This is a genomic window from Flavobacterium sediminilitoris (assembly GCF_023008245.1).
GTDB classification, from domain to species: domain Bacteria; phylum Bacteroidota; class Bacteroidia; order Flavobacteriales; family Flavobacteriaceae; genus Flavobacterium; species Flavobacterium sediminilitoris.
In genome coordinates this window covers 1,992,081-2,006,583 of the sequence record NZ_CP090145.1, presented here as the reverse complement: position 1 = coordinate 2,006,583, position 14,503 = coordinate 1,992,081, and the positions used below count along the sequence as shown (strand labels likewise).

Below are 14,503 nucleotides of genomic sequence, written 5' to 3'. Positions count from 1 at the left end.
AATACCAAATAGAAAACAAAAGATGACCTTTAAAGAACAAATACAAGAAGGAATACCTTCTACTCTACCAAATCCAAAACCGTTTGACCCAGCAATTAATCATGCTCCAAAGCGAAAAGAAATTCTTTCAGAAGAAGAAAAAAAATTAGCTTTAAAAAATGCGTTACGTTACTTTGAACCCGAACATCATAAAACTCTAATTTCTGAATTTAAAGAAGAATTAGATACATATGGTCGCATTTACATGTATCGTCTACGCCCTGATTATGAAATGAAAGCAAGACCTATTTCAGAATATCCAGGAAATAGTGAGCAAGCAAAAGCAATTATGCTAATGATTCAAAATAATCTAGATTATGCAGTTGCACAACATCCGCATGAATTAATTACTTATGGAGGAAACGGAGCTGTATTTCAAAATTGGGCACAATATAGGTTAACCATGAAATACCTTTCAGAAATGACAGATGAGCAAACATTAACCATGTACTCAGGTCATCCAATGGGTTTATTTCCATCACATAAAGAAGCTCCAAGAGTTGTCGTAACTAATGGAATGGTAATTCCTAATTATTCCAAACCAGATGATTGGGAAAAAATGAACGCACTTGGTGTATCTCAATACGGACAAATGACTGCTGGAAGTTACATGTATATTGGTCCACAAGGAATTGTACATGGAACAACCATAACTGTATTAAACGGATTTAGAAAAATTAAAAAATCACCTAAAGGAAGTCTATTCGTTACTTCTGGATTAGGAGGAATGTCTGGAGCTCAACCAAAAGCAGGAAATATTGCAGGTTGTGTTACCGTTTGTGCAGAAGTAAATCCAAAAATCACAAAAATCAGACATGAACAAGGTTGGATTAATGAAATCGTAGAAGATATAACACTCCTAGTCGCTAGAGTTAGAAAAGCATTAGAAAACAAAGAAGCTGTTTCAATTGCGTATTTAGGAAACATTGTTGATGTATGGGAAAGATTTGACCAAGAATCCTTACATATAGATTTAGGATCTGATCAAACTTCATTACACAATCCTTGGGCTGGCGGTTATTATCCAATAGGATTTACATTTGAGCAATCAAACGAAATGATGGCTAACAATCCTGAAAAATTCAAAGAAGAAGTACAAAAAACATTAAGACGCCATGCAGAAGCAATAAACAAACACACTGCAAACGGAACTTATTTCTTTGACTATGGAAATGCTTTTTTACTTGAAGCATCTCGTGCAGGAGCAGATATTATGGCAGAAAACGGTATTGACTTTAAATACCCAAGTTATGTACAAGATATTATGGGACCAATGTGTTTTGATTATGGTTTTGGACCATTCCGCTGGGTTTGTGCATCAGGAAAACCAGAAGACTTAGCTAAAACAGATAAAATAGCCTGTGATGTATTGGAAGAAATGATGAAAAACTCTCCAGAAGAAATCCAACAACAAATGGCAGATAATATTCAATGGATTAAAGGAGCACAAGAAAATAAATTAGTTGTAGGATCGCAAGCTAGAATTTTATATGCTGATGCAGAAGGAAGAATTAAAATAGCTGAAGCATTCAACAAAGCTATTGAAAAAGGAGAAATTGGACACGTTATCTTAGGTCGTGATCATCATGATGTATCTGGAACTGATTCACCATATAGAGAAACATCAAACATATACGATGGTTCTCGTTTTACTGCTGATATGGCAATTCACAATGTAATTGGAGACAGTTTCAGAGGAGCTACATGGGTTTCCATTCACAATGGTGGAGGTGTTGGTTGGGGAGAAGTTATCAATGGTGGTTTCGGCATGGTTCTTGATGGTAGTAAAGAAGCATCAAAACGTTTAGAATCGATGCTTTTTTGGGATGTAAACAACGGAATATCAAGAAGAAGTTGGGCAAGAAATGAAGGCGCTATTTTTGCAATTAAAAGAGCTATGGAAACGCAACCTTTATTAAAAGTTACCATCCCTAATATAGTTGATGAAACATTATTTTAGTTTAATAAGTTAAAAATTGGCTTATTAAATAATTTTTAAACTTTAAACCATAAAAAATACACTATGAAAACAATTAATTTAATTCCTGTTTTGCTACTCTTTGTATTAGCATCTTGTAGTTCGGTTAGAGTAAATGCAGATTATGATAAAAAAGCAAATTTTAATACCTACAAAACTTATGCTTATTTAAAAAGTAGCATTGACAAAGCTGAAATATCAGATTTGGATAAGAAAAGAATTCTTCGATCAATAGATGAGGAAATGAACGCAAAAGGTTTTTCTAAAAGTGAAAATCCAGATATGCTATTAAGTATATTTACAAAAGAAAGAGAACGTGTTGATGTTTACAACAATGTTGGTTTTGGATGGGGATGGAATCCATATTGGGGTATGAATTATTCTTCAGTTTCAAGAACTCCAGAAGGAACACTGTTTATTGATATTGTTGATGCAAAATCTAAAGAAATGGTTTGGCAAGGAGAAGGTTCTGGCTATTTAACAAAAGATACTCGAAAAAAAGATGAAAGAATTCATCAATTTGTATCTAAAATACTAGCTCAATATCCACCTGTTTCAAAATAATTTTCAATTTTATTAAAAAACATATCTATATATAAAAAAAATTATTAGATTTGTTCCCTGTTAAGCATTTTATGAAAAACACAATTGTCATTATTATCTCTATTATTATTCCAAAATTTGGATAGGAGATAGTATGCAATAAATATACACCAAAGCCTCCTATTTTTTAGGAGGCTTTTTTTATTTAGAAAAATGAACCATATAGCAACAGTTATTATTATCGTAATTATCGTCATTCGTAACACCCTACGAGTCAGGATTATATTACCTATAACTAATAAGTAAATTATAAAAAGCCTTTCTCGTAAAACAGTAAGGCTTTTTTTTATCTCATAACCTAAAAAAACACTAAATGATTTATAAAAAACGAGTCAGCCATTCTAAAAAAGACTAACCAAATAATTAATAACACACTGTTAAACATCATAATACAAAAAAGTTAAAACACTTAAAAAGAATAACTTAACAATGTTATTACTCTTTTAAATATTGTATAAAACGTACAAACTAGTCATTAATAAAAAACACATCAATATAAATTTACATTAATAAAAATACAACAATGAGTTCAAATACAAACCCATATTACAACGAAAACACCATTTTATATTATAATGGAAAATTTAAAAATGCCTCAAAAGTATCAACTGACTTATATGGTCAAACTTTACATTATGGATATGGCGTTTTTGAAGGAATTCGTGCCTATAAAACATCGTCAGGAACAAAAATATTTAAAGCAAGAGAACATTATGAAAGACTAAAAAAATCATGTGAGTTAATTCAAATTCCTTTTCCTTATGACATAGAAGAACTAACTCAAAAAACATACGAATTATTAGCATTAAATCATTTTAGTGATGCATATATAAGACCAATTATCTATTGCGACCCAAACATGAGTTTAACAAAACCAAATGGAGTTAACATTATGATTTGCGCATGGGAATGGGGCGCTTACTTAGGAGATAATTTATTAAATATTTTCATCTCATCATATTGTAGACCGCATCCAAAATCTATAAAAATAGAAGCAAAAGTATGTGGTCATTACATTAACTCAATCTTAGCAACCTCAGAAGCTAAAAACAATGGATATGATGAAGCCTTATTATTAGATTCTGATGGATTCATTGCAGAAGGACCAGGAGCAAATCTATTCTTTGAAAAAGACGGAGAATTATACACTCCTCAATTAGGAAATATTTTACCTGGAATTACAAGAGCAACAATCATTGAATTATGTCAAGATTTAGGCATAAAATTAAATCAAGGATTATACAAACCCCATACGCTAAAAAATGCAGATGCTGCTTTCTATTGCGGAACTGCTGCGGAAGTTGTAGGAATCAAATCAATTAATAAACAAAATTTTCCACTAGAATGGAAAGATAGTTTAGGGAAAAAATTACAAACTGCATATAAAAATTTAGTACTAAAAAATGAATTAAGTACTCAAACCAATTAAAACATGGAGCTAAATAAACATAGTAAAACAGTTACACAAGATCCTACTCAACCTGCTGCTCAAGCTATGCTATATGGCATTGGTTTAACCGATAAACAATTAACACAACCTTTCATTGGAATTGCTTCAATGGGTTATGATGGTAACACTTGCAATATGCATTTAAATCATTTAGCAACTTATATAAAAGCGGAAATTAACTCCTCTGAAATGGTTGGATTAATATTTAACACTATTGGTATAAGTGATGGAATTACAAACGGAACAGACGGTATGCGATACTCACTTGTAAGTAGAGAAATAATAGCCGATAGTATAGAAAGCGTAGTAGACGGCCATTACTACGATGCTGTAATTGCAATTCCCGGTTGCGATAAGAATATGCCAGGTTCCATAATAGCAATGGGAAGATTAAATCGCCCTTCTATAATGGTATATGGAGGTACAATTGCACCAGGAAAATACCAAGGAAAAGATCTAAATATCGTATCAGCATTTGAAGCATTAGGAGAAAAAATAGCAGGAAAAATTTCTGAAGAAGATTTTAAAGGAATTATAAAAAATTCTTGCCCAGGAGCTGGAGCTTGTGGTGGAATGTACACTGCAAACACTATGGCAATTGCTATTGAAGCTCTTGGCATGAGTCTCCCCTATTCTAGTTCTAATCCTGCAATTTCTCATGAAAAAATCGAAGAATGTAAACAAGTCGCATCCTACATTAAACTATTATTAGAAAAGAATATCTGCCCAAAAGACATAATGACATTTAAAGCTTTTGAAAATGCAATAACCACACTAATTGCACTTGGAGGAAGCACTAATGCTGTTTTACACATAATCGCAATGGCAAAAAGTGTTGGAATAACCATAACCCAAGATGATTTTCAACGAATCAGTAATAAAACACCATTAATTGCAGATTTTAAACCTGGAGGCAATTACTTAATGCAAAATCTCCACGAAAAAGGAGGTGTACCAATGGTTTTGAAATATTTACTAGCTAAAAAAATGTTACATGGAGATTGCTTAACTGTTACTGGAAAAACAGTTGCCGAAAATTTAAAAAACATTATCGACATTGATTTTGAGGATCAAAATATCATTAAGCCAATTGAAAATCCAATAAAAAAAACAGGACATCTTCAAATCTTATATGGCAATCTCGCAAAAAATGGTTCTGTTGCTAAAATCACAGGAAAAGAAGGTGAAAAATTTTCTGGTCCTGCCAAGGTTTTTAATGGTGAAAAGGAGCTAATCAAAGGCATTGAAAATAAAATAATTAAAGCAGGTGATGTCATTGTTATTCGATATGTTGGTCCAAAAGGAGGCCCAGGAATGCCTGAAATGCTAAAACCAACTTCTGCAATAATTGGCGCAGGTTTAGGAAAAAGTGTAGCATTAATTACCGATGGTAGATTTAGCGGTGGTACTCATGGATTTGTCGTTGGACACATTTCACCTGAAGCTTATGACGGAGGCACAATAGCATTGGTCAAAGATGGAGATCATATAGAGATTAACGCTATTAATAACACTATTCACTTAGCTGTTACAGGTGAAGAACTTAAGAAAAGAAGAGAACAATTTAAGCAGCCAAAACCTAAAGTAACAAAAGGCGTATTATATAAATATCAAAAATTAGTAACCGATGCTTCAAAAGGCTGCATTACTGATGAATTTTAAAAAACAAAATCATGGAAACATTAGACAAAGAGTTAAAAGAAAATACAACAATAAAAACACATAATATTAGTGGTAGTTTAGCTGTAATTGATGCATTATTGTCTGAAAACGTCTCAACAATTTTTGGATATCCAGGTGGTGCTATTATGCCCATTTATGATGCACTCTATGATTTTAAAGAAAATTTAAATCACGTTTTAGTACGTCATGAACAAGGTGCTATTCATGCTGCACAAGGATTTGCCAGAGCAAGCGGAAAAACAGGAGTTGTTTTTGCAACGAGTGGTCCTGGTGCAACAAACCTTGTAACAGGTCTTGCTGATGCACAAATTGACTCTACTCCTTTAGTTTGTATAACCGGACAAGTATTTGCTCACCTATTAGGAACTGATGCCTTTCAAGAAACAGATATTATCAATATCACCACACCTATAACAAAATGGAACTATCAAGTTACAGATGCAAATGAAATTCCTGAAGTTTTAGCTAAAGCTTTTTACATTGCTAAATCTGGAAGACCCGGACCTGTTTTAATCGATATAACCAAAAATGCTCAGTTACAACTTTTCAATTATACAGGATATAAATCATGTAGTCATATAAGAAGCTATCGTCCTGAACCAATTATAAGAAATGAATACATTGAACAAGCAGCTAAAATAATAAACCAAGCTAAAAAACCAATGGTTGTTTTTGGTCAAGGTGTAATTTTAGGAAATGCCGAAAAAGAATTACTTGCTTTCATTGAAAAAGCAGGATTACCTAGTGCTTGGACAATCATGGGAATGAGTGCTATCCCTACAAATCATCCATTAGGAGTTGGTATGGTAGGAATGCATGGAAATTATGCGCCTAATTATTTAACTAACGAATGTGATGTTCTTATTGCTATTGGAATGCGATTCGATGATCGAGTTACAGGCCGATTAGACTTATATGCTAAGCAAGCTAAAATTATTCATTTGGATATAGATCCTGCCGAAATTGATAAAAATGTACAAACTACGGTTGCTATATGGGGAAATTGTAAAAAAACATTACCGCTTTTAACTCAATTAATTAATGTTAATACTCATTATGAATGGTTTAAAGAATTTGAAGAAAAGAAAGAAAAAGAGATAAACCAACTAATGAATAAAGAATTGGCTCCAGAAGCAGGCAAATTAACCATGGGAGAAGTTTTAAATGTTTTAAACGAGTTAACTAATGGTAAAGCTGTAATTGTAACAGATGTAGGACAACATCAAATGATTGCTTGTCGATATGCAAAACAAACGCAATCACGAAGCAATATTACAAGTGGAGGTTTAGGAACTATGGGATTTGCACTTCCGGCAGCAATTGGAGCAAAATATGGTGCTCCAGAAAGAGAAATTGTAGCAATTATGGGCGATGGCGGTGCGCAAATGAACATTCAAGAACTAGGAACAATTATGCAATTTAAAGCCAATGTTAAAATTGTAATTCTAAACAATAATTTCTTAGGAATGGTAAGACAATGGCAAGAATTATTTCATGAAAAACGATACTCTTTTACAGATATTCAAAGTCCAAATTTTGTTGCTGTTGCCAATGCTTATGGTATTAAAGGAAAACAGATTTCAGAACGAGAATCATTAAAAACTAGCTTAAAAGAAATGTTAAACCATCCTGAATCATATCTACTTGAAATTGCAGTAATACATGAAGATAATGTTTTTCCAATGGTTCCTCAAGGAAAAGGAGTAGCAGAAATAGTAATGACCAAAGAAGAAATATAGTAACAGGAAAATAAACTATTTAATCATGAAAAAAGAATATACATTAACCATATATACTGAAAACCATATAGGTCTTATCACTAAGATTTCCATATTATTTGCTAGAAGAAAAATAAATATTGAAAGTTTAAACACTTCACCTAGTGAAATAAAAAACATTTATCGCTTCACATTAGTCATTCTAGAAACAGAAGAAAAAATAAAAAACCTAGCTCGACAATTAGAAAAATTAATTGATGTTCTTAAAGTATATTATAACACAAATGAAGAGATTATTTGGCAACAAATGGCTCTATACAAAGTACCTACTTCTATAACTATGAAAGAAGTAAAAGTAGAACGTCTTTTAAGAGAATATGGAGCTCGAGCAATTGTAATTAGAGAAGATTATACTGTATTTGAAACAACCGGTCAGCAAGAAGAAATTGAAAAATTACTTAAAAAACTAAAAGAATATCAACTAATTGAATTTGTAAGAAGTTCAAGAATTGCCATTATCAAAGCAAGTGAAGGTATTCATAAAAAAGTTTTAGACATTGAAAAAAATGACCCTTCAAAACTACTTAGTAGAATTGATTTTACACATCGTGAAAAAATAACTTTCGAATTATAAAAGATAGCACATCTAAAATAAAAAATAAAAATGACAAATTATTTCAACTCGCTTCCACATCGTTTAAAAGTTCAAGAATTAGGAAAATGCGATTTTATGAACAGTACAGAATTTTCTAATGGAATTTCAAAGCTTCAAAATAAAAAAATAGTAATTATTGGATGTGGTGCACAAGGATTAGCACAAGGCCAAAACATGCGAGATAGCGGACTTCAAGTTGCTTATGCACTAAGACAAGAAGCTATTGACAACAAAAGAGCATCCTTTATTAATGCTACTGAAAATGGTTTTGAAGTAGGTACATTTGAAGATATGATTCCTACTGCTGATTTGGTTTCAAATTTAGCACCCGATAAACAACATACACAAGTAATCAATAAAGCAGTTCCACTAATGAAAAAAGGAGCTTGTCTATCTTATTCTCATGGCTTCAACATTGTAGAAGAAGGAATACAAATTCGTGAAGACATCACTGTAATCATGATTGCACCAAAATCTCCCGCATCAGAAGTACGTGCAGAATATTTACGAGGATTTGGAGTACCTACATTAATTGCTGTACACTCTGATAATAATCCAAATGGTGACGGTTTAGAACTTGCAAAAGCATATTGCGTAGCTACAGGAGGACATAAAGCAGGTGTTTTGCTTTCTTCATTTGTAGCAGAAGTAAAATCAGATTTAATGGGAGAACAAACCATCCTTTGTGGATTATTACAAACTGGATCTATTTTATCTTTCAATAAAATGATTGAAAAAGGAATCGAACCAAGTTATGCCTCAAAACTAGTACAATATGGTTGGGAAACCATTACAGAAGCGTTAAAAATAGGAGGAATTACAAATATGATGGATCGTTTGTCAAATCCTGCAAAAATTGAGGCTTTTAAACTAGCTGAAGAATTAAAAGAAATCATGGCTCCTTTATTCAACAAACACATGGATGATATTTTATCGGGGGAATTTTCGAAAAACATGATGAAAGATTGGGCTGAAGGCGATAAAAATCTACTAACATGGAGAGAAGCAACCGGACAAACTGATTTTGAAAAAACAACAGCAAGCGATGTAAAAATTAGCGAACAAGAATATTTTGACAAAACAACATTAATGGTTGCATTTGTAAAAGCAGGTGTAGAACTAGCCTATGAAACTATGACACTTTCTGGTATTAAAAACGAATCGGCTTATTATGAATCTTTACATGAAGTTCCATTAATTGCAAATACTATTGCTCGTAAAAAATTATATGAAATGAATCGTGTAATATCAGACACCGCAGAATATGGTTGCTATTTATTTGATCATGCTTGCAAGCCTCTTTTATCCAACTTTATGAAAAAAATAGACACAAATCTTATTGGAAAAAACTTCAATGATACAGCAAATCAAAATGTAGACAATTTCGAGCTTGTAAAAATTAATGCCAATATTAGAAATCATTCTATTGAAATTTGTGGAGCTCAACTCCGTGAAGCCATGACTGAAATGAAAAAAATTGTGCTTAATTAATTTACAGAAAATGAAATTATTACAAGAAATAATAATAGCTAAAACACAATTTAATGGAGTAGTATTCCCTACTCCATTAAAACCTAACAGAAATTTATCTGATGCTTTTGAAGCTAATATACTTTTAAAACGAGAGGATTTACAAGTAGTTCGTTCATATAAAATAAGAGGAGCATATAATAAAATAAGCTCCTTAAACGAACAAGAAAAAAAACAAGGAATAGTTTGCGCAAGCGCAGGTAATCATGCACAAGGAGTTGCCTATTCCTGTAACCTTTTACAAATAAAAGGTAAAATATTTATGCCCAAAACAACTCCAAAACAAAAGATTAAACAAGTACAACTTTTCGGTAAAGAATATATTGAAATTGAACTTTTTGGAGACACTTTTGACGATGCTAATGAAACAGCTATTAAAGAAGCCTTCACACTTAAAAAAACATTCATTCATCCTTTCGATGATTTAAAAGTAATTGCAGGTCAAGGCACTGTTGGTCTTGAAATATTAGACGATTATAAAGAACATATTGATTATATTTTTATTCCCATAGGAGGAGGTGGATTAGCTTCCGGACTTTCAACTGTTTTTAAAGAATTAAGTCCTACTACAAAAATTATAGGTGTAGAACCAGCAGGAGCTCCATCTATGAAAACTTCAATTGAAAAAGGAATAAACACACGCTTAAAATCTATAGATAAATTTGTAGATGGTGCTGCTGTAAAACAAGTAGGTCAAAACAACTTTACCATTTGTCAAAAAAATCTTGACGATATTATTTTAGTTCCTGAAGGAAAAGTTTGCTCCACTATATTACAATTATATAATGAAGAAGCTATGGTTGTGGAACCTGCTGGAGCATTAACTATTGCTGCACTTGATTTTTACAAAGACAAAATAAAAGGTAAAAATGTAGTTTGCATTGTTAGCGGCAGTAATAATGACATAGAACGTACTGCTGAAATAAAAGAACGTTCCCTTTTATACGAAGGTCTAAAACACTATTTTATGATTCAGTTTCCACAACGACCTGGAGCTTTAAAAGAATTTGTAAATTATATTTTAGGCGATGATGATGATATCACTTATTTTCAATTCAAACAAAAAAACAGCAGAGAATCAGGACCTGTAATTGTAGGTTTAGAACTAAAAAATAAAACAGATATTTCACCCATTCAAATTAAAATGAAAGAAAAAGGATTTAACTTTCATTATCTTAATGAAAAAGAAGATTTATTTGCACAATTAATAGATTAAAAAGCGAAAGAAGCCATTTGAAACAAGAATATTAATCATTTAGTAATATTAAAACTCCTACATAATTTGTAAATTTGCGTCCGTTTTCCTTTAACGATAAAATCAAATGACAATAATTAAAAAAATTATAATTGGAGTTTTTATATTAATAACCAATTTAGGCTTCTCCCAATGTTTTGAAATTGAAAGCATACTTGTAGATGCCTGTGATTCAGGAAGCAATGAAGGATTCAATGAAATGGTTCGAATAAAAACAGGAGATAATCTACTAAGTACAAATAATTTAGATATTGACTGGCCTTCTAACTCATGGAAAGGTATTATACAAAACGCTACAACAGCTTCTAAAGTTGCCCAATTAAACACAGACATTGCTGCTGCGGGTGGATGTGGACAAATACTTGAACCAAATGGTGGTGTAATTCCGCCTAATTCTACTGTAATTATTGTTACTAGTTTTAATTTGAATACTATTTTGAATTCATTTGGAGCTTTAACAACTGATATTTACATGATATTCCAAAATAATACAAATACTACTTCTGGTCATTTTGCAAACTACAATACAAATCCAGGAACAAGAAGTTTGAGCATCGATTTTGGTGGTGGTTGCAGTGATACTGTAACTTATCAACGAGCAAACTTAACTAACATATATGGTACGTATGGAGGTACTACAGCCGAAAACAATGGAGCTACTGTAAATTTTACACCATCAGGAACTCCTAGCTATGTTAACAATGGTTGTACAGCACCTATTCCTCCTTTTACTGTTGATGCTGGAAATGCAACGCTTACTGTGTGTCCAGGAGAAACCATTAATTTATCAGGAAATGCTCAAGGACACGAAAGTGTATTATGGACAGCTTCATCTGGTGTTTTTTCAAGTCCAAATACACTACCTACAAATTATACTGTTCCAAATACTGCTGTTACAGGAAGCACAATTACAGTAACCTTAACAGCTACAAATACATGTGGAGCATCTATTTCCGATGATATTACATTAACTGTTAGTGGTAGTACACTAACCTTAAACTCGGCAAACAACAATCAAACTATATGTTCAGGAGATAATATTGCTTCTATTGAATATACTTTTGGTGGTGGTGCAACAAGCGTAGATGTTACAGGATTACCTGCTGGAGTGACCGCTACAACAACGGGAAACACTGTTACCATTAACGGAAATCCTACAACCGATTTTAATTATACCATAAGTACTGTTGGTGGTTGTGGAACAGCAACACTAAATGGAAATATCATTGTAAATTCAAATGCAACATTAACATTACTATCTGATAACAATGACCAAACCGTTTGTGTAGGTAATACTATCGATCCTATTGAATATACTTTTGAAAATGGAGCAACAAGTGTAAACGTTACAGGATTACCTGCTGGAGTAACCGCTACAACAACAGGAAACACTGTTACTATTAGCGGAAATTCAACAAACAGCTTTAATTATACCATAAGCACTGTTGGTGGTTGTGGAACAACAACACTAAATGGAAATATTACTATAGAGCCAAACGCTACTTTAGTTTTAAACTCAGCAAACAACAATCAAACTATATGTTCAGGAGATAATATTGCTTCTATTGAATATACTTTTGGTGGTGGCGCAACAAGCGTAGATGTTACAGGATTACCTGCTGGAGTGACTGCTACAACAACAGGAAACACTGTTACCATTAGCGGAAATCCTACAACCGATTTTAATTATAACATAAGTACTGTTGGTGGTTGTCAACCTATATCCCTTAGTGGAACTATCGTTGTAAATCCAAATGCAACATTAACTTTATTATCTGATAACAATGACCAAACCGTTTGTGTAGGTAATACTATCGATCCTATTGAATATACTTTTGGTAATGGAGCAACAAGTGTAAACGTTACAGGATTACCTGCTGGAGTAACCGCTACAACAACAGGAAACGCTGTTACTATTAGCGGAAATTCAGCAAACAGCTTTAATTATACCATAAACACTGTTGGTGGTTGTGGAACAACAACACTAAATGGAAATATTACTATAGAACCAAATGCTACTTTAGTTTTAAACTCAGCAAACAACAATCAAACTATATGTTCAGGAGATAATATTGCCTCTATTGAATATACTTTTGGTGGTGGAGCAACAAGCGTAGATGTTACAGGATTACCTGCTGGAATGACCGCTACAACAACAGGAAACACTGTTACCATTAGCGGAAATCCTACAACCGATTTTAATTATAACATAAGCACTGCTGGTGGTTGTCAACCTATATCTCTTAGTGGAACTATCATTGTAAATTCAAATGCAACATTAACTTTATTATCTGATAACAATGACCAAACCGTTTGTGTAGGTAATACTATCGATCCTATTGAATATACTTTTGGTAATGGAGCAACAAGTGTAAACGTTACAGGATTACCTGCTGGAGTAACCGCTACAACAACAGGAAACGCTGTTACTATTAGCGGAAATTCAGCAAACAGCTTTAATTATACCATAAGCACTGTTGGTGGTTGTGGAACAGCAACACTAAATGGAAACATTACTATAGAGCCAAACGCTACTTTAATTTTAAACTCGGCAAACAACAATCAAACTATATGTTCAGGAGATAATATTGCTTCTATTGAATATACTTTTGGTGGTGGCGCAACAAGCGCAAATGTTACAGGATTACCTGCTGGAGTGACCGCTACAACAACAGGAAACACTGTTACCATTAACGGAAATCCTACAACCAATTTTAATTATACCATAAGCACTGTTGGTGGTTGTCAACCTATATCTCTTAGTGGAACTATCGTTGCAAATCCGTTACCTGAACCTATTTTAAAAGACGGAACTATTTGTATTACTAATAGCTCTCAAGTATATCAACCTTACACATTAGACACGGAATTACCAACTACAGGTTATAGTTTTGAATGGTACAAAGATGGTTTATTAATTTCAGGAGCAAATGAGCCAATATATGTAGCTAATGCAATCGGACTATATTCCGTTATTGTTACTAACACAACTACGCTATGTTCTTCTGAAGAAGTATTTGCAACAGTAAGCTCATCACATCAATTAGATGCTTTTACAACTATTTTAACAGATGCTTTTTCTGACAACACCACTATTACAGTACTTATAAATGGAAATTCTGAAACTTACCTATATCAATTAGATGAAGGCGCTTTTCAAGAATCAAATATTTTCACCAACGTAAGTGCGGGAGAACATACTATTACAGTTACAGATACAGCAGGCTGTACTTACATAACTCAAACAATATTAGTAATTGACTACCCTAAGTTCTTCACTCCAAATGGAGATGGATATAACGACACATGGAACATTGTAGGTTTAAATCAATCAAATGCTAAACTATATATCTTTGATAGATATGGAAAATTAATCAAACAACTAAGTACTTCAGAAACCAGTAAAGGTTGGGATGGAACATATAATGGACATCAACTTCCTTCAACAGATTACTGGTTCTCTTTAGATTATTTAGAAAATGGCAATCAAAAACAATTTAAAGCTCACTTTTCTTTAAAACGATAAAAGTTCCCATCTTCGTTACCTCAACGAAACAATAATGACTCCATTTATTTTGTCAAAACAAGAAGG

At 32.7% G+C, this 14,503-nt stretch carries 9 protein-coding genes; all 9 read left to right on the top strand.

All coding sequences use genetic code 11. From position 1 onward, the window contains the following. The first annotated feature begins 22 nt into the window (after positions 1–22). The 9 genes from LXD69_RS09010 to LXD69_RS08970 all read left to right on the top strand — a co-directional run bounded on the left by LXD69_RS09010 (position 23) and on the right by LXD69_RS08970 (position 14,437). A complete protein-coding gene (locus LXD69_RS09010; protein WP_246914708.1) occupies positions 23–1,999 on the top strand; it encodes a urocanate hydratase in 1,977 nt (658 codons plus the stop codon). A gap of 63 nt (positions 2,000–2,062) precedes the next feature. Beyond that, on the top strand, positions 2,063–2,581 hold the full coding sequence (locus LXD69_RS09005) for a DUF4136 domain-containing protein (protein ID WP_045968355.1): 519 nt from the start codon (positions 2,063–2,065) through the stop codon (positions 2,579–2,581). Between the two features lie 562 nt (positions 2,582–3,143). After that, positions 3,144–4,049, top strand: coding sequence for a branched-chain amino acid transaminase (locus LXD69_RS09000; RefSeq protein WP_246914705.1), 906 nt, complete (start codon positions 3,144–3,146; stop codon positions 4,047–4,049). Between the two features lie 3 nt (positions 4,050–4,052). After that, positions 4,053–5,732 carry a dihydroxy-acid dehydratase gene (gene ilvD, locus LXD69_RS08995; protein ID WP_246914702.1) on the top strand — a complete coding sequence of 560 codons (1,680 nt, stop codon included), beginning with the start codon at positions 4,053–4,055 and terminating at the stop codon, positions 5,730–5,732. 11 nt (positions 5,733–5,743) lie between these two features. Further along, positions 5,744–7,492: a biosynthetic-type acetolactate synthase large subunit gene (gene ilvB, locus LXD69_RS08990; RefSeq protein ID WP_246914699.1), complete on the top strand. Its 1,749-nt coding sequence runs from the start codon at positions 5,744–5,746 to the stop codon at positions 7,490–7,492. Between the two features lie 25 nt (positions 7,493–7,517). Continuing rightward, entirely contained in the window at positions 7,518–8,105 is a 588-nt protein-coding gene (gene ilvN / locus LXD69_RS08985) for an acetolactate synthase small subunit (protein WP_200894139.1), read from the top strand. 30 nt (positions 8,106–8,135) lie between these two features. Next, the gene (ilvC, locus tag LXD69_RS08980) at positions 8,136–9,617 is read left to right on the top strand and encodes a ketol-acid reductoisomerase (protein WP_246914695.1); all 1,482 of its coding nucleotides are present in this window, start codon (positions 8,136–8,138) and stop codon (positions 9,615–9,617) included. A gap of 10 nt (positions 9,618–9,627) precedes the next feature. Further along, the gene (gene ilvA, locus LXD69_RS08975) at positions 9,628–10,872 is read left to right on the top strand and encodes a threonine ammonia-lyase IlvA (RefSeq protein ID WP_246914693.1); all 1,245 of its coding nucleotides are present in this window, start codon (positions 9,628–9,630) and stop codon (positions 10,870–10,872) included. 106 nt (positions 10,873–10,978) lie between these two features. Then, complete coding sequence (locus tag LXD69_RS08970) at positions 10,979–14,437, top strand: T9SS type B sorting domain-containing protein (protein WP_246914691.1); 3,459 nt, start codon at positions 10,979–10,981, stop codon at positions 14,435–14,437. Positions 14,438–14,503 lie beyond the last annotated feature (66 nt).